This is a genomic window from Sphingomonas sp. SORGH_AS_0879 (genome assembly GCF_030819175.1).
GTDB lineage: Bacteria > Pseudomonadota > Alphaproteobacteria > Sphingomonadales > Sphingomonadaceae > Sphingomonas.
Window position 1 is genome coordinate 2,950,181 of the sequence record NZ_JAUTBJ010000002.1, and the last position, 21,597, is coordinate 2,971,777.

Consider the following 21,597-nt stretch of genomic DNA (forward strand, 5'->3'; position numbering starts at 1 on the left):
GGTATCTAATCCGCACAATAAAGCGGTGCCACTATCGTCGCGGCCATCGAAAGAGGAGCAACGACGATGCAACACCGCAAACTGGGCGAGCTTGAGGTTTCGGCGATCGGCCTCGGCTGCATGGGCTTCACTGCCGCTTATGGCGGGCAGGACGAGGCGGCGTCGATCGCCACGCTGCACCATGCGGTCGAGCGCGGCATCACCCTCTTCGACACCGCCGAAGTCTATGGCCCTTACGAGAATGAGGAGATCGTCGGGCGCGGGCTGAAGGCGGTGCGCGACAAGGTCGTGATCGCCACCAAGTTCGGCTTCGACATCGCACCCGAAGGCGCGACGGGGTTCGAGCGGATGCGCGGCGCCGACGGCACGCCCGCCAATGCCCGCCGCGCGATTGAGGGATCGCTGCGACGGCTGGGCACCGACGTGATCGACCTGTTCTACCTGCACCGCCCCGATCCGAAGACGCCGATCGAGGAGTCGGTCGGCGCGATGGCCGACTTGGTGCAGGCGGGCAAGGCGCGCTTCCTAGGCCTCTCCGAAGTCACCGCCGACCAGCTCCGCCGCGCGCATGCGGTGCATCCGATCACCGCGTTGCAGAGCGAATACTCGCTCTGGGAACGCTATGTCGAGGACGAGATGCTGGCGACCTGCCGCGAACTCGGCATCCGGCTGGTGCCGTACAGCCCGCTGGGGCGCGGTTTCCTGTCAGGCAAGATCCGCAGCAAGGCCGACCTCGAGGCCAACGACTTCCGCAGCACGCTGCCGCGCTTCGACGAGGCCAATCTGGAGGCGAACCTGAAGCTGGTCGATCGCCTGCGCGCAATCGCCGACGACAAGGGCGTGACCGCAGCGCAAATCGCCCTCGCCTGGGTGCTGGCGCAAGGGTACGATATCGTCCCCATCCCCGGTTCGCGCAAGATCGCTAACCTCGACGACAATATCGCCGCGGTCGACATCACGCTGACGCCCGAAGATAGCATCCAGATCGCCGACGCGCTGAGTGGCGTGCGCGGCGCACGGTACGCCGCACGCGAGATGGCGATGCTGCCGCAGCGGTGAGAAAAATCCGACCTTGCAGCAGTGTTGATCACCTACCGCCTTCCCGAAGCCCGACACTCATTCGAGCCTCGGGAAGGCGCGCGGGTTCTTCCATCAGACGTCCTTTGAGGCACGACGCACTCACGACCATCCCTTCAGGTCGACCTTCCAGGTGATCGTCAACGCAGGACCGAGTTCACACCGCTCCGGTTTTAACAGCAGTTGACCATTGCCAATTTGTTACGGCACAGGCCGATAATGGACATCATTCCCGAGCCATTCGACCGCGAGGAGCAGGACAAGGCCTTAGTCGAGGCGCTTACAGCGACCGAGGCCGCTGGCCTCTATCTCGACACCTCCGCGCTGGTCTGGCTATATAGAATTCGTCCTAAGGCTCGTGCCGAGTTCGTGAATTTTCTTGATGCGGAACCTCTGCGCGAGCGTTCACACATTCCGATGTGGTCGCTCCACGAGCTCAACAAGCACCGCAAATCACCTCAGGTGCTGTTCCCGCTACTTGATCAACATGCCAGGCTGCGCAACGCGATCGACCTTATCCAAGCCAATGCACATCTGTTTGTTGACGATAAGTTCGCCGGTGGCACCGTTTGGGGCACCCAGGAGGATTATTTTAAGGCGCTGGCGGATGCCAGCGCGGAACTGCTCAAGGTCACGCACCCGCTTAACAAGGCAGGCGAAATCGCCCAGATCGACGCCGAACTCGCACCCTTCTTCAAAGCCCACGCGCTCAAACAGCCCCTGCCCGCGCTGGCAGGATTACGTGACGAATTCGTTGCGCGTTGTGAGGGCCGATTGCCGCCGGGATATGAGGATCGCGGAAAGGGCGGCGTGCGCGCTGAAGCTACCGGACATTCGGGCGCCAATAGGTTTGGTGACTTCGTGTTCTGGCGCAGTGTAGTCGATCATGCGCGCAGCGACACGGCGATCAAGACCGTCGTGATCGTCAGCCATGATGCAAAGCGCGACTGGATCCACGTCCCCGACCAGTACGTCGGTTACAGCCAAAAGGTTGCGAAGAACGGTGCGAAGGGCGCGCGATATACCTGCCCGCAGCCGATCCTTTCCTTCGAAATCAACGTCGAGGCCGGCGTGGAGCGCCTGTTCGTCGTATCGATTATGCAATTAGTATCTGCCTTTAGCCAGCAGGATGCCGGCGGAGGGTTCAAGGAACTGGCGCGCGCCATCCAGATCGAAGATGCCGAGGCAGAGGAGCCAGCTGCGAATAGCATCGCTGCGGTAGATGAAGTCGAACAGGTCGCTGAAGTCGATGAGCCCGGCGCGAAAGGCGATGATGCAATCGCAGCGCCTGTACTTGAGCCGATCGAAGAGGATGGGGCTAGACCTCTCGAAGATGTCGCCGACCGGAATGAAGGATTGGAGCTCCCTTTGGCTCCACAAGGACTTGCAGCGCGACTAGTTGCACTTCCCGCGGCGGCGTTAGCCGATCGGAACTATCAGGGGGATCCGCAGGGTCGTGCCGAGACAGATCAGATCATTACGGCGTTGCGGACCCACAACTGGTACGTCCAGAACCCCGCCGTGCTCGAGTTGCCCGAAGCGGTGATCGATCCGGCAACGTCGGATTTGCAACGCTTCATTCTCGGACGCAACCTCTATCAAGCAGCGTGTGGCAACGCTTGGCGCGCAGCCGACTTTCTGCCGGTACTGGCGAACCAGGATGCGCATTACGGCGGTGGCAACTTCGCGATCCTATTTGCTGGCGCCGTGTTCGAAACCTATTTCGATCCCGACGGGCAGTTGCGCGCGAATCCAAAGGATCAAATGATCGAGATCATGTTGACCCTCGCCGCTCAGCCCGAGTTCGAAGCGGTTACAACATGGATCCACGACCTACTCGCGCCCGCAGCCGAGCATTTCATTGTTTATCCCGGCGGCCCTCGTAATGAAGCCGTGTTCGAAGTGGCGTTCGACGCGGACGGCCGCCCCCGAGAGTTGCGTGTCGCAGGCACGCGAGTAACGGAGCCAAGTGAGCCGGACGAAGATGGCTGGGATCCGCGGGCGCTTCCGGCAAGAGGCACGGGCGAGCGTATGATCAAGACCTTGGCGGCGGCTTTCAACCTTCCCTCAACCAAGATTCGAATTGACCCGCCGATTGTTGATGTCCTTAATTTCGCGGGACTGAGGCTGCGCCCTTGGTCAACCAAAAGTGAGCTCATCTTCCCCGCCGACTAAATCGTGGGTGAAAAACCTAGCGTCGAAAACGATTATATTGAAACCGGTTCGATGGCACTGGTTATACGTCGGCATTGATGGACAGGGCCTTCTCGCAGGATAGGCGAATAGATCAGGGTAAATTCATTGTGCCGGTGGAAGTGTAACCTCCTCCGGCACAAGCGCGGTCCTGGGAACCAGATACCGAACCGCGGGCACGGGCGCGGCGAACAGCGGGAGTGCGCGCCAGTCGAAGAGGCGCGCCCGCAGCCATGCGGGTTGCAGCCATTCGTCCGTCACGTGCCGACCGACCAGCAGAAAAAGCCAGCCGTTGATGAGGTCGTCGTCGAACGGCTCGTCCGCCAAGTGATAGTCGTGCCGTTGGGACAGGTAGCCGGTGATCGCCCAATGCCGCTCCGCCCAGTGCCACCAGATGCGGCAGCGTTCGTCATCCTGAAGGATGTCGTAATCGTGGTCGATCAGCCGCGACAGGTCCGGGTCCGGCAGGTCCGCGCCGGTCTGCGCCGCGATCAGTGCATAGGTGCGGTCGGCCCATTGCCAGATTTTCTCGTCGGCATCGCGTGGCGTGTCCCGCATCATCCGGACATGCATCGAGAGGTTGGTGAAGCGCTGCCGCGCCTCATTCGCCCAGAAGGCGAATTTCGGGTCGCGCGCGATCATCTCATCATAGGCCGCATATCGCGGCATGGGATCGTCCTCCCACTCGAATTCCGTCCCGTTGCCGATGGGCAGCTCGAGCGGGCAGTGGAAGGGGAAGCCCCGGACCGCATCCCAATACGGGCGCGGGATCGGCCGACCGGACTTCTCGAAATCGGCTGGCGGCAGGACGAACCCCGTCGTCAGCGCGCCAGGTACGCCATCGGTCTCCTCAGCCATCGGGGGTGCCGGTGCATCGTCATGCTCGACCAGCCCTGCTTCACGCGCTCGCGTGAATGCAGCATGGAAAAGCGCGGCCGCCGGCATGGCGGCCTTGCGCTCGCGGGCGAGCGCCGCCCTGATCCTCGCCGGCAGGTCCGTCGCCAGCTCCGCCGCCGGTGAACCGCCCTTCTCCGACCGCTCGATATACTGCCGCTGCTGCTCCAGCTGCGCCAGACGCAGCAGCTTGCCCAGCGTCGCGGGCAGTTCAGCCTCCAGTTCGCCCCGCAACTGATAGATCATCGGCGTCGGGTCCTTGAGCGCCTTCGCGGTGGTGCTCGATCCCCAGGGCTGGCGGACCGATTTACGATCGCCCCGCTGGATCAGCGCGTCGATCTTGGCCTCCAGCCGATCGCCGTGCTCTTCGCACGCGAGGACCAGCGCCTTCAGCAGCGTGTCGGGCGCAAATCGCCAAAGGGGCGCGTCATCATCCAGCATTCGGGTCCTCGCGTCGTCGCCACCGCCATGACGGCCTGCGCCGCGACTGTAGGCAAGGATCGTAAACCGAACCTTGCCATTCATGTCCGCAGGTGTCCCGCAACCTGCGATCGGCGGATAGCGGTCTCGCCAAAGGTCAGTCGTCAAGGATTCACCCACTATCCTTGCCAAACCACAATCCGGCTTTCCCCAGAAACTGTGATTGAGCCAAATTCTAACCCCATTATTCGGGAACACAGCCCCGAATGATTCAAGTTGCGCAAGACCTTTGTCGGGTATGCGGCACACCCGACAAAGGGAAAGCTCTGGCGAGCGGTCGCTTCGCGAAAATCACCGTCGTCATCGACGGTGGCGGCAATAAGCCGTAAATCTTCCGGTTCATCCTATAAACCGTGGAGACACATGTCATGCACAATTTCTATTGTGCATCGATAGTATCCGGTGGACACTATCGACCATGACATCACAGCTCGCCTTCGACTTCGAACCCCCGGCCGAGATGAACTCGCACGAGGCTGCCCGCGCACGTGCCGCCATCGGGCGATACCGCTCGCGCATGTCCGATGACGATATCACCGGGCGCGAGACCGACGTCATGGGCCTGCAGCGACGCCGGACGATCGACCAGCCGAAGCGTCAGGTCGCGGCTGAGCGGCCGGCTCGTCAGTCGCGCGGTCTGCCGCCGGCACGCTTTCATAGGCCCCGTCCGCCGGTCGGCCGACTGTGCACCCCCGGACGGGCGGCAAGCGTTCCACTTCAAGCTGACGAAAATCACCAAGGGGGTGGATGGGGCATGCCGCACCAATGACGGTGAGGCCGCCGATCCCGTCGGCCACGTCGGTTATGTGACGCGCGAAGACGCCGTCGCGCTCGCCGTCCCGGTCGAGGTCCATGACGCCGTCGCGCATGTCGGCTATGTGGCGCGCGATGAAGCCCTCGCGCGCGGCGGTGATGGCGCGGCGATGATCGAAACCAACATCCCGGGCGATGCCGGCGCCTTCTTCGCCACCGTGCTCGCCCATGAGGACAGCGGCCATCCCGACGGCATCTGCCTGGCCGAGCGATTCGACCCGAAAGCACTGCGCGCCATGATGCAGCAACCCGACATCCCGCCAGCGCTCATGACCGCCCTCGAGCGGATCATGGCCGATCCGGAGGCCCACCGGGTCGAGAAGGCGGGACGAACGGACGGGGGCTCGAAGAGCCGGACGCACCCCTTCCAGGTGGACGCCGACATCACCGATTGCGCCGGCTGGTTGAAAGAGCATGATCCCGATGGACTGGTCCACCTCCGCGAGGGCCGCGGCGGCATCGTCCAGCGCCGGATCACCGGCGAGTTGTCGGCGGATCTCGATCTCAACGGATGCCGCAGGGTCATGAAGGCAATGGGGAGCGAATTGGCTCGCCGAGGCCTGCGCTATTATATCGCACTGCACGCGCCGACCGCCGCGAACGACGAGCGCAACTGGCATTTCCATCTGCTTTATTACGACCGTCCGTGCGAGCGGATCGACGGCCAATGGGATTTCGCCATCGTGGAGGAGAAGCGAACCGCGTCGCGCAACCGGCGACGGAGCTATCCGCATCGCCAGAAAAAGTGCGCCGAGGTCCGTCATAAGGACTGGCCCATGTACATGCGAAGGCACTTCGCCGACGCGGTGAACGCGGAGCTGGAAGCGATCGGAGCGCCGCGGCGCTACGATCCGCGCTCCTATGCGGACATGGGGATCGACGCCGAGCCGCAGGAGCACCTCGCTCCCCGGCTCGCGTTTATTGCGGCATGTGGCGCCGCGCCCGCAAAGGATGTCGAAAACGCCCACAAGGGCTGGTGGGCGCGGATGGTCGCGTTGCTCAAGCAACACGACGAGATCAAGAAGGCTGACGAAGAACGCGTCGCCGACCTGCGTCGGACATGCGCCGAAGGGCCGGAAGAAACCACTTTCCTCGCGGACCTCGCGCGCGAACTGGCGCGGCGGCGCGCGGAAGCGCGCACCGCCGATGTGATCCTCTCGATCCTGCATCCCATGGCGCGCAGCAATGCCGAACAGACCGCCGAGAAGATGCGCGGCCATGCCGACGACCTCGCCGACAAGCTGCAGTCGAAGGGCAAGAACCCCGAGGTTCACCCCCGGTACGCGGCGTTCACGCAACGCGAGCGGGACGCGCACGCCTATCTCGACGACCTCGAAAAGGCCCTCGCGCCCGACGTCGCATTCGCACAGTCGCTGGCAGACCATGCCCAGATCGGTCGCGACCAGATCGAGTGGGGATTCCAGATGATGCAAAAGACGGCGATCTGGCGGCGCGAAAACGCCGGGATCGAACACCCGATGATGCCCGCGCCTCCGAAAAAGGAAGTCAGCCTGCAGCAGACGGTGGACGATGCCGTGCCCCCGCCGATCGGGACGGCGGAGCCGGCATCGGCCTCCGCGCCTTCGGTCAAAAGGCCGGTTGCAGAGAAGGCCCTGGCCAACGCCGAGGTCGACGACTGGTTGGCGCGTATTCGAACCCTCCGTCGCCGTATCACGCGGCGCGACGGTCGGACTGAACCATTCAAGATCAGCGATCTGGACCGCCGGATGCTCGACTTGGCATCAGCGGAGCAGATGAAGGAGCTCGACCGGATCCGCGATCGGCAGAACCGGTTGGTCGGCAGGCTCGTCGAGGCTGTAAAAGCGGAGCCCGGCATCCTCACCATCCCCGCCGACCCCAGCGGCAAATGGACGCTCGCGCATGACGGGCGCGATCTTCAGGATGGGCTGCGCTGTTACATCGCCGATCCCGACGTGCAGGGCCGGCTGCGCAACGCCCGGGACAAGGGTCTGGAGCAGCAGGCGGCGACGCGGCAGGCGCCGCCGCAGGTTCACCGCGCGATCGACGAGATTTCCCGTGCGAATATCCCGGTCCACCGGCAGGACGACAGCATTATCCTGCGGGATACTGATGCGGCGCGGTTGGGTGTCACCCCCGAGGCATTGCAGTCGAAAAACGCGCAGCGCCGGCTGGAGGGCATCCGCCAGTCGCAGGAGAAGCGGACGGCACTGGTCGCCGAGCCGCCCATCATCGTGCCACCGCCCGCGACCGCAGCTCCACGTCCGCCGATCGAGCCTACGACGTCGCCCGCACCATCGCCAACCCCAGCCGCGTCAATGGCGCGGAAGGCTGAGCGTCCCGCAGCGGCGGACATGACTGTAAGCACCCCGGTCGTGCCGCCCGTCGCATCCCACCCGGTCGTCGTCAGTTGGCGGGAGGCGCATGACGCCAATCTGCGGTCCGGCAGCACCATCACGGTCGGCGAACGCAACCGGCGCGCGGCGATGGCTCTGGCCGACAAGGTGGCGGCGGCCGAACTGGCCCGGCTCGCCCCGGCGACGCTCGCGGAGGCGATGGCGCAGGCGGCCGAGAACCGGCGATATGTGCAGCGCGTCGCCGGTCGATCGGGTCCGTCCCCACATATCCGGTGAGCGCGACGCTCGTTCTTAATCGCACGTCAGCAAGGCTGCGACCGTGAACGGCAATAATAGCCCGATGCCAAGCGGGCAGCGCATATTATTGGAGCGAATACGAGCCGATACGCCTTGCCCATATCACCGATGGATATCGCAAAGCTGCACTGGCACTACTGTGTCTCGCTCGTCATGTTCGCGCCGCGACGCTCCGGAACGTGATCGACCAGCGCGGTCGCGTTAACGGAGCAATGCTGTGTTCCCAGTCGTACCGGGCAGGCCCACTCATGTGATAGGCCGCGCGCGGATCGAGCGGCACTGAGACGCGATCGAACCCGTCGGCGCGCCGCTTTCGAAAACGCATGACGGCCGGTTCGCCAAGTGAAATGCCGAGGACATGCCCATAGATCGGACGGTCGCGGTGCCAGCCGATCCCTGCGCCGGGATCGTAGCGGATCAACAGCGTCTGGATCAGGGCGTCGGCGTCGAGATCGGCAAAGCTGGCCGCCCGGTCACGAAACGGCCGTAGCCAGTCCGGGATAAGTGGGGCGTCCTTGGGCCGCCCTAGCTCAAAATCGTAGCTCCATCCAAACGATGTGGTCAGCCGCTTGCCGGTCCAGCCCTGAAACCGGAAGGGAGCCAGATCGGTCGCATCGATGCGATTGATCAGCAACCGCTCTTCCGCGAGGCTGATCAGATCATGGCGGGTGGTGAGGCCGGGCAAAGCGGGCGCATCGAACAGGTCGAGCATCACGCCGCCGCCTCTACGAAGATTGGCAGTTCCTCCGACGCGACGGCCCTCGCTTCGGCAAAGTTGGATACCGTCACGCCGACCAGCCGAATGCCCTTCTGCGTCGGCAGGACCGATCGGATCAATTCGAGCGCCGCCCGGTGCAGCGCCTCTCGCGTCGCGACGACCATCGGCTGGCTTCGTCGGCGCGTGATCTGGTGGAAGTCGCCGTACTTGACCTTCACTGTGACCGTTCGGCCGAACGCCTGACGGCCTTCGCACCAAGCCCAGACATCATCCGCCATCTTGAGCACGCCGGCCTCGATCTCCGCGGCTTCGATCAGGTCGCGGTCGAAAGTGGTTTCCGAGCCGGACGACTTGCGGACCCGGTTGGGGTTGACCGGTCGGTCATCCTGCCCGCGCGCGATGGCGTGGTACCATCCCGCCGAGCTGCCGAAATGCTGCTGGAGGAATGGCAGCGACTTGGCCTTGAGGTCAGCCCCCGTCTCGATGCCCAGCCGCTTCATCTTCGCGGCCGTGACCGGTCCGACGCCGTGGAAACGGTCGACCGGCAGCGTCTCGACCCAGGCCCCGCCCATCTCAGGCGTGACCGCAAACTGGCCATTGGGCTTGCGGTGGTCGGAGGCGAGCTTGGCGAGGAACTTGTTATAGGAAATGCCGGCCGACGCGGTCAGCCCCGTCTCGGCAAGGATGTCGGCGCGGATCGCCTTGGCGGTGCGCCATGCCGTTTCCAGCCCCTGTTTGTCGGCGGTCACGTCGAGATAGGCTTCGTCGAGCGAGAGCGGCTGGATCAGGTCCGTGTAGCGCGCGAAGATCGCATGGATCTGGCGGGAGACATCGCGATAGACCTCGAACCGCGGCCGCACGAAGATCAGGTCGGGACAGCGGCGCAGCGCCGTCACCGACGGCAGGGCCGACCGCACGCCGAACGTTCGCGCCTCGTAGCTCGCCGCTGCGACCACACCGCGCGCCGCGGCGGACCCCACCGCGACCGGCTTGCCGCGAAGCGTCGGATCGTCTCGCTGCTCCACCGACGCGAAAAAGGCGTCCATGTCGACGTGGATGATCTTGCGCATGACCATGCCGCCCAGCTTATGGCATTCGGAACGAATTGGGAACACGCGGCGATCACTGAAACCTGGATCGTGCGCAACCGTCTAGCACTACTTTGGCAGAGTAGGTTTGTCGGCGGTTATCAGCTGCTTATTACAGTGCGGGCAGTGCATTGACGGTGGTCGTGCCAGCCAGTCGAGGATCGCCTGCCGGATGGCAGGCAGGGTTGGTTGCGGGGGCGGTCCTCCGACTCTTTTTTTTCCGTCCCGCAGCTTTGAGGCGGCGGGATTGCAGGAAGGCGTAGGCGAGCATCGTCATCAAGGCATGTCGATGCAACCCCGGCCATGATCGCCCTTCGAAATGGTCGAGCCCCAGTTCCTCCTTGAGCTGCTGGTGGGCCTGTTCGCAGACCCACCGCGCCTTGATGGCAGCGGCAAGCTGCCGCAGCGGCGTATCGGGCGGGAGATTGGATACGTAGTATTTGCGCTCGCCGCTCGACCGTCGTTCGCCAACCAGCCAGACTTCCTCACCGGGCATGGCCTGGACACGGTTGTCAGCCATGCGGTGCCGATGGCCCTCGGCGATCCGGACGCGTCGGGCAGCGAACAGGCAGGTGAGCCGCCCCTTCGTGCCGCGGCGCCAGGCGACCTTGCGCCACGGCTCGTCGGCAAGCATGTCGGCCACCGATACCGGCGCCCGGTCAGGAATATGATATTTGCGCGGACGTCCGCCTTGAGCCTGCGGAAAGGTCAGTTCAACATCGGGTGCATAGACGGTCTGCCGGGATGACAGGCCCACCGCCCATGACAATCCCCGCTCGCTCAGCGCCTGGCGGAACGCCGTTCCCGAGCCGTATCCCGCATCGGCCAGCACGCATCCGAACCGAACGCCCGCGGCCATCACCCGGTCGATCTCGGCGATGGCGATCTCGGGCTTGCTCATCGCGGCCTGTCGTCCGGCCGGCACCCGTGCACGCTTCATACGTGCCGGATCGCTCGTCCAGTTCTCCGGCAGGAACAGGCGCAGCCCCACCATCACCGGCACCTCGCGCGATGCCAGCGTCACTGACACCAGCGACTGGCAGTTCGCGGTCTTGCCCTGCGACGACGCATATTGCGGCGCCACGCCGACCGAGGCGCGTCCCTTCTTCGGCAGCGCGGTGTCATCGATGACGAGAAAGCCCTTCGCATCGCCGACCAGCCGGTCCGCCTCCGCCAGCAGCCGGCGCTCGAGCGGCGCTGCGTCCCATGTCCCGCTGGCGATGAAATGGTGCAGCTGGTCGTAGCCGGCATCCTCCGTTCGCGCCGCCAGCGGCTGGATGCTCTTGCGGTCGCCCGGGCCGATCAGGCCGGCGATGTAGGTCGGACACATCCGCCGCTGCGCCGGGTGCGTCAGCTCGGCGAGAAACGGCGCCAGCCACGTCTCCAGATCTTGCCGCCAGCTATCCCTCGCAACCATCACGCATCGTCCCGGTCAGCATCTTCATGCCACCGGAATCAACGACGATTCCACCAGTTCCCCTACTCTGCCAAAGTAGTGCTAGCAACGGCTCGCAAACTTCCATCGGACGTTGAGGCCCCATGAAGACGATCCGCTTGCCCGACGGCACCGCCGTCCGCGCGCTTGGCCAAGGCACCTGGATGATGGCGGAGGACCGCCGCCGACGCGCGGAGGAGATCGCCGCCTTGCGGGAGGGCATCGATCTCGGCCTGACGCTGATCGATACCGCGGAGATGTATGCCGATGGCGAGTCCGAAAGGCTGGTCGGCGAGGCGATTGAGGGGCGGCGCGACGAGATCTTCTTGGTCAGCAAGGCCTATCCGCAAAATGCATCACGTGATCGCCCTCCACGCGCCTGCGAAGCCAGTCTGGCGCGGCTCGGCACCGACCGGCTCGATCTCTACCTGCTGCATTGGCGCGGCAGCGTGCCGCTGGCCGAGACCGTGGAGGCGATGGAGCGGCTGGTCGAGGCGGGCAAGATCCTGCGCTGGGGCGTCAGCAATCTCGATACCGACGATATGGATGAACTGGTCGCCAGCGGCGGTGCGGCGTGCGCGACCGACCAGATCCTCTATAATCTGACGCGGCGCGGTCCCGAACACGACCTGCTGCCCTGGCTTGCTGGGCGCGGCATTACGACCATGGCCTACAGCCCGGTCGAGCAAGGGCGCCTCGTCGCTCATCCCGCATTACGCACGCTTGCCGAAGAACTCGGTGCGACGCCGGCCCAGGTGGCGCTCGCCTGGCTGCTGGCGCAGGGCGATATCATCGCCATCCCTAAGGCGGGGCGCAGCGCGCATGTGCGGGAGAACCGCGCGGCGGCCGACCTGACGCTCGATACGGAGGTGCTCGCTCACCTCGACGAATTGTTTCCGCGCCCAGAAGGCCGCGTGCCCTTGGAGATGCTCTAGCCGAAGCGGTAGACGCCGCCCGCTTCCGCGGCGACGAAGCGGTCCGGGACAATGCGCGCGTTGTCCAGCGCCGCCGCCAATTCCTCGACCGGCGCCTCGCGGGGTTCGTCGGTCAGCTGGAAGGTCCCCCAATGGATGCCAAGCGCGTGGCCTGCGTTAACGTCCGCGAAGATCCGCACCGCCTCCGCCGGGTCGACATGCTGTGCGGCCATGAACCATCGCGGGGCATAGGCGCCGATCGGTATCAGCGCGACGTCGGGTGCGCCGAGACGCTCGCGAACCTCGCTAAAGATGCGTCCGTCGCCATACCCCGTATCGCCGACGAACCAGATCGTCCCGGCAGGCGTTTCCAGGTGGTGCCCGCTCCACAGCGTCATGCGCGTGTCGCTCGTCCAGCGGTTCGACCAGTGGTTGGCGGGGGGTCAGCGTCGTCGCGATGCCGCCGCCAAGGTCAAGCCGGTCCCACCAGTCGCCGGTCATGCAGCGCGCTGCCGGCACCGCTGCCCGGACAACCGCGTCGTTTCCGAGCGGCATCGTCATCAGCGGATCATGCGCGGCCTGAAGGCGCAGCAGCGTGTCGACATCGAGATGGTCGTAATGGGCATGGCTCAGCAGCACGACATCGATCGGCGGCAGACCCTCGAACGCGATCCCCGGTGCGGTCACCCGCTTCGGCCCGACGCGGCGGAACGGGCTGGCCCGCTCCGACCAGACCGGATCGGTGAGGATGTTCACCCCTGCCGCCTGGATCAGCAGTGACGCATGGCCGACCATCGTTACGCACAGGCCGGCCACGCGCGCCTCGGGCTTTGCAAGGGCGACCGGCACCGACTTCGGCCACGTGGCGGCGGCACCCGCCAGCTTCCAGCGCAGCATCGCGCGCAGGCCCCGGTCGGTGCTGGCCTGCCCCGGGTTGAAGAAGCGCGTGCCGTCGAAGTGATCGCTCGGCGGTCCGTCATAATAGGGGTTGCGGGCCATGGTCAGGCGACGCTCATCAGCTGCGAAGGATAGGCGTTCAGCATCGTCAGCGCCTCCGCGACCGGGGCGGTCAGCCAGCGCTCCTGGTCCTCGGCGAGCAGGATGACCGGCATCGCCTTGGGGTGCTTGGGCGCGACCAGCGGATTGGGCTCGGTCGTGCAGAAGGCATAGACCCGGTCATGGTCCTGGTCGACCTTCCACAGTCCGGCAAAGCATGGGACCGCCTGGTCCTCGACGGTGAACCACCAGTTGGTGTCGCCAGGTGCCCGCCGGTCAGCGACGGCCTTGGGTTCGGCAAAGCGCGTGAAGGGCACCAGGCAGCGATGCTGGGCCTTCAGCAGCCACCGCCTCCACATATTGCTCTGCATGTTTCGGGCGTTGGTCCACCATTCGTAGAGGAAGGGCAATTCTCCCTCACGCGCCGGTCGCTTACGCGGTTTGCGCGTTGGAAAGCCCCAGCGCATCGTGCTCAGTACGCGCTCCCCGTCCTCCAGCCGGACGACGTAGCTGGGCTTGCCGGGTGCGGCATAATCCTTCTCGACTGCCAGGACGTTGGCGGCATCATCGGCCGCGGCCATTGCGTCGAAATAGCTGCGAGGGTCGACCTTGATGTTGTAAAGGTTGCACATTCCTGCCTTCGATCACGACCGGTAGCGCGAGACAAGCCTCTTCCACGTCGCGGCATCCGGATATGGCAAGGGTGCGCCCGTCGGCGCGTCGCGACCGATCGTCAGACGCGGACGCCGGACCTGCCCCTCCGCCTGGCAGACGGAGCAGCATAGCCGTCGCCCCACCAGCCCGAGCGTGCCATCCCATCCGCGGCGCTGGAACAGCCACCACAATGCCACCGCGTCGAGGACGCGGACATGGTCGCAGGCCGGGCAGGTCAGGCGCAGGGTCCGCTTGTGGAGGGCGCATTCCTCCAGCGTGCGGAGACGCCGGCCGATATGGTCGTGATCGGGCCCTGCCCTGCCATGTTCACTGCCCTGATCCGCCACCACCCTGTCCCGATCCGACCGTCGATTCGCTTTCCGTAACGCCTTGACCGGGCGGTGGAATCGACGGAACATATAGCGAACGAATGAGTCGCAGCAATCATGTCTTCCGCCGCCCCCTGTCCCGAAGCCCTGACGCGTCTGCGCGACGCGGTGGGCGCCGTGCGCGATGGCGAGGGCGAAGTCCTGCCCTTCGGCATCGAGGCGATGGATGCCCGCCTGACGGGTGGCGGGTTGGCGGTGGGCGGCCTGCATGAACTGACATCAGCCACGCCGACGCTCACCGACGATGCGGCGGCCACGCTGTTCGCGGTTGGCGTCGCGGCGCGCGCGGCGGCGCGGAGCGGCCGCCGTGTGCTGTGGGCGCTAACCCGGTTCGATCTCTACGCGCCAGGTCTCGAACAGGCGGGGCTGAACCCGGCAACGCTGCTCTTCGTCGAGGTGCGCGAGGACAAGGATGTGCTGGCCGTCATGGAGGACGGTCTTCGCCATGGCGGCCTCGCGGCGGTCGTCGGCGAGGTGAAGCGCGCCGACATGGTCGCGACGCGGCGGCTGCAACTGGCGGCGATGACGGGCAACACCCCTGCCCTGCTGTCACGCCGCTGGCGGCGACAGGGTGTCTGTCCACTGACCGAACTGTCGGCGGCGATGACCAGGTGGCGGATCGCCTGCGCGCCCTCTGCATCGATATCCCCGCATATCGTAGGGCGGGGACGCTGGACGGTCGAACTGGCGCGACAGCGCGGTGGCCCGGGCTTCACGATGGACTTGGAGGCATGCGATGACACGGGTCGCCTCGCTCTACCTGCCGCATCTCGCGATCGAGCGACTGCGGCGGCTGGAGCGGCCGCGCGCGCTGCCTGAGCCAAGGCCCGCGCCGATCCTGCCGGTCGACGACGACCCCGGCGCCTGTTCGGTGCCGCGCGGCGGCGGCTGGCGTCCTGGTGCGCGCTGGGCGCGGCAGGGGGCCACGCGCGCGGCGGTCGAGGAACAGGTGGCTGCCTTACCGCTCCATCAGCGGCCCCCCATGCGCGAGCTCGGCCGCCGGTCAGAGGCGGCGAACCATCCGTTCAAGCGACCGGTGGCGCCGGATCAGCGCCAGCCCGCGCCGCCGCCAGTGATGCACCATGTGCCGATGATCCTCGCCGAAGCGATCGGCCAGCGCCAGGTCATCGCCGCCGCCTGCCCGGCCGCCATGGCGCTGGGCTTGACCCCCGGCATGGCGGTGACGCAGGCCCGCGCGCTGATACCGGATCTCGACATCCGTCCCGCCGATCGGGCGGCGGATGCGGCGCTGCTGGACGATCTGGCTCTGCACGCCGTACGCCACTGGACGCCGACCGCCTGCGTCAGCGGCGAGGACGGCCTCTGGCTGGATCTAACCGGCGTCGCGCACCTGCACGGCGGCGAGGCCCGCTTCTGCCACCGGCTGATCCGCTTCTGCCGGCGCTTCGGGCTGACCGCGCGCGTGGCGGTGGCGAGTACACCGGGCACGGCCCATGCGCTGACCCGTTTCGGCCGCGACGTCGTGCACCTGGTCCCCGGCGGGCAGGAAGCGCAGGCGCTCGCCCCCCTGCGCCCCGCCGCGCTCCGCCTGACGCCCGAGGCTGTCGCCGCCGCCACCCGCTTCGGACTCGACCGGATCGCCGACCTCTTGCCGCTGCCCCGCGGGCCGCTCGCCCGGCGGCTCGGCATGGCCAGCCTCCGCCGTCTCGACGAGGCGCTGGGGCGCGTGGCTGAGCCGATCGTGCCGGTGGTGCCGCAGGAGGTCCCCGTCACCCGGCTCCGCCTCCTCGAACCGATCGGCACGGCGGAGGCGATCGAGCAGGTGATCGGCGACCTGCTCGCTGCGCTGATCCGGCAATTGCTGGAGCGCGGACGCGGCGTGCGGGCGTTGGTCCTGACGCTGGAGCGGATCGACGGCAGCGCGCAGCACCTGTCCGTCGGCACCGCGCGCGCGACCCGCGATGCAGGCCATCTCGCCCAGCTGTTCCATCTGCGCATCGAGCGGATCGACCCCGGCGACGGGATCGAGGCGATGTGGCTGGCCGCACCGCGCACCGATCCGCTCGGCGCGACGACGCTGGCCGCCACTCTGGCGGGGGACGATGCGCCGCCCGACGTTGCGCTGCTGGTCGACCAGATCGCCAGCCGGGTCGGCCAGGAGGCACTGTTCACGACCGCACCGGTCGAGAGCGACGTGCCCGAGCGCGCGGTGCGACGCGTATCACCGCTCGCCGCCCCCAGCGGCTGGCCGGCTTGGAAGCGCCCCGTCCGCCTGCTGCGCCGGCCCGAGCCGCTGGTGGGCGTGCTGGCGCTCCTTCCTGACGCACCGCCCCGCCGCTTCACTTGGCGGGGGCGGGTCCATGCCGTGGTCGCCGGTGATGGTCCCGAGCGCATCCACGGCGAATGGTGGCGGCGCGATGGCGAGGTCTGGGCGGTCCGCGACTACTTCCGGGTCGAGGACGACACCGGCGCGCGCTTCTGGCTGTTCCGCCGCGGCGACGGGGTCGAGCCTGCGACGGGTGATCTCAGCTGGTACCTCCACGGGCTGTTCGGCTGATGACCACTCCCACCACGACCTATGTCGAGCTGCAGGTGACGAGCCATTTCTCGTTCCTGCGCGGCGCCTCCAGCCCCGACGAGCTGTTCGCCGCCGCCGCGCTGCAAGGCCATTCGGCGCTCGGCATCGTCGATCGCGGCAGCGTAGCGGGGCTGGTGCGGGCGTGGGAGGCGCAGAAGGCCACGGCCGTGCGGATGATCGCGGGGGCGCGGGCCGACCTCGACGATGGCCGCGCGCTGCTGCTCTACCCGACCGACAAGCCCGCCTGGTCGCGGCTGACCCGGCTGCTGACCCTTGGCAAGTCGCGCGCCGGCAAGGGCGGCTGCACGCTCGGCTGGTCGGACGTCGTTGCTTGGAGCGACGGGCTGGTCGCGATCCTGCTGCCGGACGAGGCGGATGCGGTGACCGCGGCGCATCTCGCCGAGCTGGGCACGACCTTCGGCGCACGCGGCTATTGCGGTCTCGCCTTCCGCCGCCGGCCCGACGATGCGCTGCGCCTGCACGACCTCGCCGCACTCGCCAGGAATGCGGGCGTCCGCGCTGTCGCGCTCGGTGACATCCTCTATCACGCCCCCGAGGCGAGACTGTTGCAGGACGTCGTTACCGCGATCCGCGAGAAATGCACGGTCGACGCGCTCGGCTACCGGCGCGAGCGGCATGCCGACCGGCACCTCAAATCCCCGGCCGAGATGGAACGTCGCTTCGCCGCCTTCTCTGACGCCATCGCCGCCACCGCCGCGATCGCGCGCGCCTGCACCTTCGACCTTGGTGAGCTCAGCTACCAATACCCGCACGAGTGCGTGGTCGAGGGGCTGACCGCCCAAGGCGCGCTCGAACAGCTGACCGAGAATGCGGCCGCGCGGATGTTCCCCGACGGCCTGCCGCAAGCCTATCGCGACCAGATCGCGCACGAGCTGCGGCTGATCGGCGAACTCGGCTACGCGCCATACTTCCTCACCGTGAACAGCATCGTCGCCGAGAGCCGGCGGCGCGGCATCCTGTGTCAGGGTCGGGGATCGGCCGCCAACAGCTGCGTCTGCTTCATGCTCGGCATCACCAGCATCGACCCGATCAAGCATGAGCTGCTCTTCGAGCGCTTCGTCGCCGGGGAACGCCGCGAACCGCCCGACATCGACGTCGATTTCGAGCATGAACGGCGCGAGGAGATCATCCAGTGGATCTATGACACCTATGGGCGCAACCATGCCGCGCTAACCGCGGTCGTCACCCGCTACCGCGCCCGCGGAGCGGTGCGCGAGGTCGGCAAGGCGCTTGGCCTGCCCGAGGATCTGACCAAGGCACTCGCCGGTCTGGTCTGGGGCTGGAGCCAGGAGGGCGTCGGCGAGAAGCAGGTCACCCAGCTCGGCCTCAACATGGATGACCGACGCCTGCGCCTCGCGCTGGAACTATCCCGCCAGCTGATCGGCGTGCCGCGCCACCTGTCGCAGCATCCCGGCGGCTTCGTGCTGACCCAGACCCGCCTCGACGATCTCGTCCCCATCGAGCCCGCCGCGATGGTCGACAGGCAAGTGATCGAATGGGACAAGGACGATATCGACGCGCTCAAGTTCATGAAGGTCGATGTGCTCGGCCTCGGCATGCTCGGCTGCATGAACCGCGCCTTCAACCTGCTCGAGGAAGCCAAGGGCATGCGCATCGGCATGGACGATCTGCAGGACGACGATCCCGACGTTTATGCGATGATCCAGAAGGCCGACACGCTCGGCACCTTCCAGATCGAGTCCCGCGCGCAGATGAGCATGTTGCCGCGGATGAAGCCCGCGCGCTTCTACGACCTCGTCATCGAGGTCGCGATCGTCCGCCCGGGCCCGATCCAGGGCGACATGGTCCACCCGTACCTCCGCCGCCGCGAGGGACGCGAGAAGCCCGACTATCCGCGCCCCGAACTGCGCGCGGTGCTCGAGAAGACGCTAGGCGTGCCACTGTTCCAGGAACAGGCGATGAAGGTCGCCATTGTCGGTGCAGGGTTCACGGCCGTGGAGGCCGACCAGCTGCGCCGCGCCATGGCGACGTTCAAGTTCACCGGCGGGGTCAGCCACTTCTACGACAAGCTGGTCCAGGGGATGGTGTCGCGCGGCTATCCCCGCGACTTCGCGGAACGTACCTTCAAGCAGATCGAGGGCTTCGGTTCCTACGGCTTCCCGGAGAGCCACGCCGCCAGCTTCGCCAAGATCGCCTATGCAAGTTGCTGGATGAAGCATCATCACCCGGACGTATTCTGCACGGCGCTGCTCAACGCGCAGCCGATGGGCTTCTACGCTCCAGCGCAGGTGGTCCGCGATGCGCGCGAGCACGGCGTCGAGGTACGACCAGCCTGCATCAACGCCAGCCGCTGGGACTGTACGCTGGAGCCGACCGCCGGCCGCTATCTCGCCGTGCGGCTCGGCCTGCGCCAAGTGCGCGGCCTCGCCAACGCGCATGGGGCGGCGATCATCGCGGCGCGGGGGGATGCGCCCTTCCAGTCGGTGGAGGAAGTATGGCGGCGCGCCGGCGTCTCGCGCGCGGCGATCGAACGGCTGGCCGAGGCGGATGCCTTCCATGCGCTGGGCGAGGATCGCCGTCAGGGGTTATGGAAGGTGAAGGGCCTGGGCGAGGCCCCCCTGCCTCTGTTCGCCGCCGCCGATTCGCGCGAAGCCTCGTTCAGCCCGGAGGGGCTGGAGCCCGACGTATCCTTGCGCCCGCTGACCGAGGGCCGCGAAGTGGTGGAGGATTACCGCGCGCTGCAATTGTCGCTGCGCGCCCATCCCCTCGCCTTCCTGCGGCAGGACCTCACCCGGCGCGGTATCGTCCGCTGCGCCGACCTCGCCCACATCAAGGACGGCCGCCATGTCGAGGTCGCCGGGATCATCCTCGTCCGCCAGAAGCCCGGCAGCGCCAAGGGCGTGCTGTTCATCACCATCGAGGACGAGACCGGCATCGCCAATGGCATCCTCTGGCCCGACCGGTTCGAGGCGCAGCGCCGCACCGTCATGTCGGCGGCGATGATCGGGATGAAAGGCCGGGTCCAGCGCGAGGGGTTGGTGATCCACGTCATCTGCGATCGGATCATCGACCATGGTCCACTCCTCGCCCAGGTCGGGCAGATGGACTTTCCGCACGCCACCGGGCGCGGCGACGGTGTGCGCCATGCCGGATCACCCGACCGGGGCGATGCCGGGTGGCGTCCCGGTCCGCGCGACAGCTATTGGCCGCCTCATGCCAACGGCATGGACCCAGAGCAGGTGGTGCGTATCAAGTCGCGCGACTTCCATTGACCCGCCATGTCGCGCCACCAACGGATCATTATCGAGCTGTCGCTCCACATCCTGCGCGCGGCCGCTGCCCGGTCGGGTAAGGGCAGGGTCGACACGATCGAGGTTCGCCTCGCGCTGCGCTGCCTAATCGCGCATTGTCCCGAACGCTGGCCGCTCGACATGTTCTGGAACTCGGCCGGGACGGAACACGACATCGGCCGTGCGCAGGGCTGCACCGCCGCGCTGAACGGCATCGTCCGGCAGATCGGCGGCGAGCCCCGATAGGCGCTGTTTAGCCCGCCGCTGCCAGCACGCACGACCGCTTCCATTCTCGCAGATACCCGTTACCACATAGCCCAAGCGTTCATCGCGGCCATCATCGGCTGGGAGCGATCGTTGGTGACCTCACATCGTGATGTACCACTTGCCATCGACGCGGCGGACCTTGTCGGCCTCGGTCTGCGCCGATCCATTGCCGAAGCGGGTGACGGTGGTCACCACGGCGTGATCGGCGTCGGTTGGCTCGATCTTTCCGACCGTAACCGACGTGACCCCGCCCTTCGCCTTGGCCCTTTTGGCCTTCTCCTGCAGCGCGGGCGCGATGAAGATCCCGGCGGTGGCCTTAATCTCCGGGTCGATCCGCTCGAGTGCCTCAGCGGTCTGACCGCGACCGGCCGCCTCCGTCGCGGCTCGAACGGCATCACCCGGACCCTGACCGCAGGCGGTCAGCGCCAGAAGAGCGGCGGCTGCGACAAGCGGACCGATACCCTTCGTCCGCATTCTCTTCGCGACCGCGCCCATCACAGCGTCGGCTTCTTGGCACGAGCGGCGATGAAGGCGTCAGCGGCCTGCTCGACCAGCCGGCCCGGCTGCTGGCGCGATCCGTCCGGCTGCGCGATCTCGATCGTCCCGCCACGTGAGCCGACATTCGCAGCGGCTCGGAAGCCACTTCCGGCGCCGCCCCAGCGCGCTGTGAACGTGTCCCCCATCTGCTCTTCACGCGGGCGACCCCACTTCTCGACCAGCATCCGGCGCCAGTCCGCTGCCGCCGTACCCTGCGGCGCGAGGTACACGATCGACGACAGGTGTGCCCCGTCCGGCCAGACCAGCGTTTTCAGCATGTACCGTCCACCGGCATCATCGACGAGCGTCGCTTCGCCCAGAACACCCCGCTTGGTCGGCACGCCGGCGGCACCGCCGCGCATGTTGATCGCGCTGCGCACCTGCGTCTCGAAATCGACGTAGCGCGTCACCGTCCTGGTGGTGAGGCCACGCCCCTTGGCGACTGCCTCGGCTTCCGCTTCGCTCATGCCGAGGCGAAAGCCGCCCAGGTCGTAGGTCGCCGGGTCGCTCGCCACGGTGCGGTCCGCAGCCTTGGTCAGCCCGACAATCACCGGCGTTGCGGGCATGGTGATCGATGGCTGCTTCGGCCCGCTGCCCAGCAGACTGGGCACCTTGTCGAGCAGCCTGGTAATGGGTGCCCGCTGCGCGGTGGCAGGCACGGCGGCCAGCCCGATGACGAGCGCGATGGTCAAGCGCAT

General features: G+C 66.6%; 19 protein-coding genes. 8 read left to right on the forward strand and 11 right to left on the reverse strand.

Annotation, left to right across the window (positions count from 1 at the left end; all coding sequences use genetic code 11):
• Nucleotides 1-66 precede the first annotated feature (66 nt).
• Nucleotides 67-1,059, forward strand: coding sequence for an aldo/keto reductase (locus QE379_RS14390; RefSeq protein WP_307001493.1), 993 nt, complete (start codon nt 67-69; stop codon nt 1,057-1,059).
• A gap of 237 nt (nt 1,060-1,296) precedes the next feature.
• Nucleotides 1,297-3,252 carry a PIN-like domain-containing protein gene (locus QE379_RS14395; RefSeq protein ID WP_307001495.1) on the forward strand — a complete coding sequence of 652 codons (1,956 nt, stop codon included), beginning with the start codon at nt 1,297-1,299 and terminating at the stop codon, nt 3,250-3,252.
• A gap of 123 nt (nt 3,253-3,375) precedes the next feature.
• On the opposite strand, the gene QE379_RS14400 is transcribed toward QE379_RS14395, so the two are convergent.
• Both QE379_RS14400 and QE379_RS14405 read right to left on the reverse strand, forming a co-directional pair.
• Nucleotides 3,376-4,776, reverse strand: a complete 1,401-nt coding sequence (locus tag QE379_RS14400) for a hypothetical protein (protein WP_307001497.1) — start codon at nt 4,774-4,776, stop codon at nt 3,376-3,378.
• 292 nt (nt 4,777-5,068) lie between these two features.
• Nucleotides 5,069-5,383 carry a hypothetical protein gene (locus QE379_RS14405; RefSeq protein ID WP_307001499.1) on the reverse strand — a complete coding sequence of 105 codons (315 nt, stop codon included), beginning with the start codon at nt 5,381-5,383 and terminating at the stop codon, nt 5,069-5,071.
• Nucleotides 5,384-5,450: 67 nt separating this feature from the next.
• On the opposite strand from QE379_RS14405, the gene QE379_RS14410 reads away from it, so the two are divergent.
• Nucleotides 5,451-8,069: a MobA/MobL family protein gene (locus tag QE379_RS14410; RefSeq protein ID WP_307001501.1), complete on the forward strand. Its 2,619-nt coding sequence runs from the start codon at nt 5,451-5,453 to the stop codon at nt 8,067-8,069.
• Between the two features lie 172 nt (nt 8,070-8,241).
• Here the strand turns inward: QE379_RS14410 and QE379_RS14415 are convergent, their stop codons facing one another.
• The 3 genes from QE379_RS14415 to QE379_RS14425 all read right to left on the reverse strand — a co-directional run bounded on the left by QE379_RS14415 (nt 8,242) and on the right by QE379_RS14425 (nt 11,313).
• Complete coding sequence (locus QE379_RS14415; RefSeq protein ID WP_307001502.1) at nt 8,242-8,802, reverse strand: alpha-ketoglutarate-dependent dioxygenase AlkB; 561 nt, start codon at nt 8,800-8,802, stop codon at nt 8,242-8,244.
• Nucleotides 8,802-9,878 carry a DNA polymerase IV gene (gene dinB, locus QE379_RS14420; RefSeq protein WP_307001503.1) on the reverse strand — a complete coding sequence of 359 codons (1,077 nt, stop codon included), beginning with the start codon at nt 9,876-9,878 and terminating at the stop codon, nt 8,802-8,804. Before dinB ends, QE379_RS14415 begins: the two co-directional genes overlap by 1 nt.
• A gap of 130 nt (nt 9,879-10,008) precedes the next feature.
• Nucleotides 10,009-11,313, reverse strand: a complete 1,305-nt coding sequence (locus QE379_RS14425; protein WP_307001505.1) for an IS701 family transposase — start codon at nt 11,311-11,313, stop codon at nt 10,009-10,011.
• A 122-nt stretch (nt 11,314-11,435) separates the two neighbouring features.
• On the opposite strand from QE379_RS14425, the gene QE379_RS14430 reads away from it, so the two are divergent.
• The gene (locus QE379_RS14430; protein WP_307001507.1) at nt 11,436-12,266 is read left to right on the forward strand and encodes an aldo/keto reductase; all 831 of its coding nucleotides are present in this window, start codon (nt 11,436-11,438) and stop codon (nt 12,264-12,266) included.
• Here QE379_RS14430 and QE379_RS14435 read toward each other — a convergent pair.
• From QE379_RS14435 to QE379_RS14450, 4 genes are read right to left on the reverse strand one after another with little or no spacing between them, the layout of a single operon-like run.
• On the reverse strand, nt 12,263-12,643 hold the full coding sequence (locus QE379_RS14435; protein WP_307001510.1) for an MBL fold metallo-hydrolase: 381 nt from the start codon (nt 12,641-12,643) through the stop codon (nt 12,263-12,265). The two genes, QE379_RS14430 and QE379_RS14435, sit on opposite strands and share 4 nt — an antisense overlap.
• Nucleotides 12,552-13,244: an MBL fold metallo-hydrolase gene (locus QE379_RS14440; protein WP_307001512.1), complete on the reverse strand. Its 693-nt coding sequence runs from the start codon at nt 13,242-13,244 to the stop codon at nt 12,552-12,554. The genes QE379_RS14435 and QE379_RS14440 overlap by 92 nt, the downstream gene beginning before the upstream one ends.
• Nucleotides 13,245-13,246: 2 nt before the next feature.
• Nucleotides 13,247-13,873 carry an SOS response-associated peptidase family protein gene (locus tag QE379_RS14445; protein WP_307001514.1) on the reverse strand — a complete coding sequence of 209 codons (627 nt, stop codon included), beginning with the start codon at nt 13,871-13,873 and terminating at the stop codon, nt 13,247-13,249.
• A gap of 12 nt (nt 13,874-13,885) precedes the next feature.
• Entirely contained in the window at nt 13,886-14,245 is a 360-nt protein-coding gene (locus tag QE379_RS14450) for a hypothetical protein (protein ID WP_307001516.1), read from the reverse strand.
• A 96-nt stretch (nt 14,246-14,341) separates the two neighbouring features.
• On the opposite strand from QE379_RS14450, the gene QE379_RS14455 reads away from it, so the two are divergent.
• The 4 genes from QE379_RS14455 to QE379_RS14470 are packed head-to-tail and all read left to right on the forward strand — an operon-like array spanning nt 14,342 to nt 20,341.
• Nucleotides 14,342-15,103, forward strand: coding sequence for an ImuA family protein (locus QE379_RS14455; protein WP_307001517.1), 762 nt, complete (start codon nt 14,342-14,344; stop codon nt 15,101-15,103).
• Nucleotides 15,021-16,802 (forward strand): DNA polymerase Y family protein, encoded by a 1,782-nt coding sequence (locus tag QE379_RS14460; RefSeq protein ID WP_307001519.1) that lies wholly within the window; start codon nt 15,021-15,023, stop codon nt 16,800-16,802. Before QE379_RS14455 ends, QE379_RS14460 begins: the two co-directional genes overlap by 83 nt.
• Nucleotides 16,802-20,077 carry an error-prone DNA polymerase gene (locus tag QE379_RS14465; RefSeq protein WP_307001521.1) on the forward strand — a complete coding sequence of 1,092 codons (3,276 nt, stop codon included), beginning with the start codon at nt 16,802-16,804 and terminating at the stop codon, nt 20,075-20,077. Before QE379_RS14460 ends, QE379_RS14465 begins: the two co-directional genes overlap by 1 nt.
• Before the next feature lie 6 nt (nt 20,078-20,083).
• The gene (locus QE379_RS14470) at nt 20,084-20,341 is read left to right on the forward strand and encodes a hypothetical protein (RefSeq protein ID WP_307001523.1); all 258 of its coding nucleotides are present in this window, start codon (nt 20,084-20,086) and stop codon (nt 20,339-20,341) included.
• Nucleotides 20,342-20,461: 120 nt separating this feature from the next.
• Here QE379_RS14470 and QE379_RS14475 read toward each other — a convergent pair whose 3' ends face one another.
• Together QE379_RS14475 and QE379_RS14480 are read right to left on the reverse strand one after the other, a co-directional pair.
• Nucleotides 20,462-20,857: a DUF4878 domain-containing protein gene (locus QE379_RS14475; protein WP_307001525.1), complete on the reverse strand. Its 396-nt coding sequence runs from the start codon at nt 20,855-20,857 to the stop codon at nt 20,462-20,464.
• Entirely contained in the window at nt 20,857-21,597 is a 741-nt protein-coding gene (locus tag QE379_RS14480; RefSeq protein WP_307001528.1) for a hypothetical protein, read from the reverse strand. Before QE379_RS14480 ends, QE379_RS14475 begins: the two co-directional genes overlap by 1 nt.

What these genes read in the sequence shown, in the direction of transcription:
- QE379_RS14460 (WP_307001519.1), top strand. Translation starts at nt 15,021, where the DNA reads ATGACACGGGTCGCCTCGCTCTACCTGCCGCATCTCGCGATCGAGCGA.
- QE379_RS14430 (WP_307001507.1), top strand. Translation starts at nt 11,436, where the DNA reads ATGAAGACGATCCGCTTGCCCGACGGCACCGCCGTCCGCGCGCTTGGC.
- QE379_RS14415 (WP_307001502.1), bottom strand. Translation starts at nt 8,802, where the DNA reads ATGCTCGACCTGTTCGATGCGCCCGCTTTGCCCGGCCTCACCACCCGC.
- QE379_RS14440 (WP_307001512.1), bottom strand. Translation starts at nt 13,244, where the DNA reads ATGGCCCGCAACCCCTATTATGACGGACCGCCGAGCGATCACTTCGAC.
- QE379_RS14455 (WP_307001517.1), top strand. Translation starts at nt 14,342, where the DNA reads ATGTCTTCCGCCGCCCCCTGTCCCGAAGCCCTGACGCGTCTGCGCGAC.
- dinB (WP_307001503.1), bottom strand. Translation starts at nt 9,878, where the DNA reads ATGCGCAAGATCATCCACGTCGACATGGACGCCTTTTTCGCGTCGGTG.
- QE379_RS14475 (WP_307001525.1), bottom strand. Translation starts at nt 20,857, where the DNA reads ATGGGCGCGGTCGCGAAGAGAATGCGGACGAAGGGTATCGGTCCGCTT.
- QE379_RS14435 (WP_307001510.1), bottom strand. Translation starts at nt 12,643, where the DNA reads ATGACGCTGTGGAGCGGGCACCACCTGGAAACGCCTGCCGGGACGATC.
- QE379_RS14470 (WP_307001523.1), top strand. Translation starts at nt 20,084, where the DNA reads ATGTCGCGCCACCAACGGATCATTATCGAGCTGTCGCTCCACATCCTG.
- QE379_RS14390 (WP_307001493.1), top strand. Translation starts at nt 67, where the DNA reads ATGCAACACCGCAAACTGGGCGAGCTTGAGGTTTCGGCGATCGGCCTC.
- QE379_RS14445 (WP_307001514.1), bottom strand. Translation starts at nt 13,873, where the DNA reads ATGTGCAACCTTTACAACATCAAGGTCGACCCTCGCAGCTATTTCGAC.
- QE379_RS14425 (WP_307001505.1), bottom strand. Translation starts at nt 11,313, where the DNA reads ATGGTTGCGAGGGATAGCTGGCGGCAAGATCTGGAGACGTGGCTGGCG.
- QE379_RS14480 (WP_307001528.1), bottom strand. Translation starts at nt 21,597, where the DNA reads ATGCGCTTGACCATCGCGCTCGTCATCGGGCTGGCCGCCGTGCCTGCC.
- QE379_RS14465 (WP_307001521.1), top strand. Translation starts at nt 16,802, where the DNA reads ATGACCACTCCCACCACGACCTATGTCGAGCTGCAGGTGACGAGCCAT.
- QE379_RS14395 (WP_307001495.1), top strand. Translation starts at nt 1,297, where the DNA reads ATGGACATCATTCCCGAGCCATTCGACCGCGAGGAGCAGGACAAGGCC.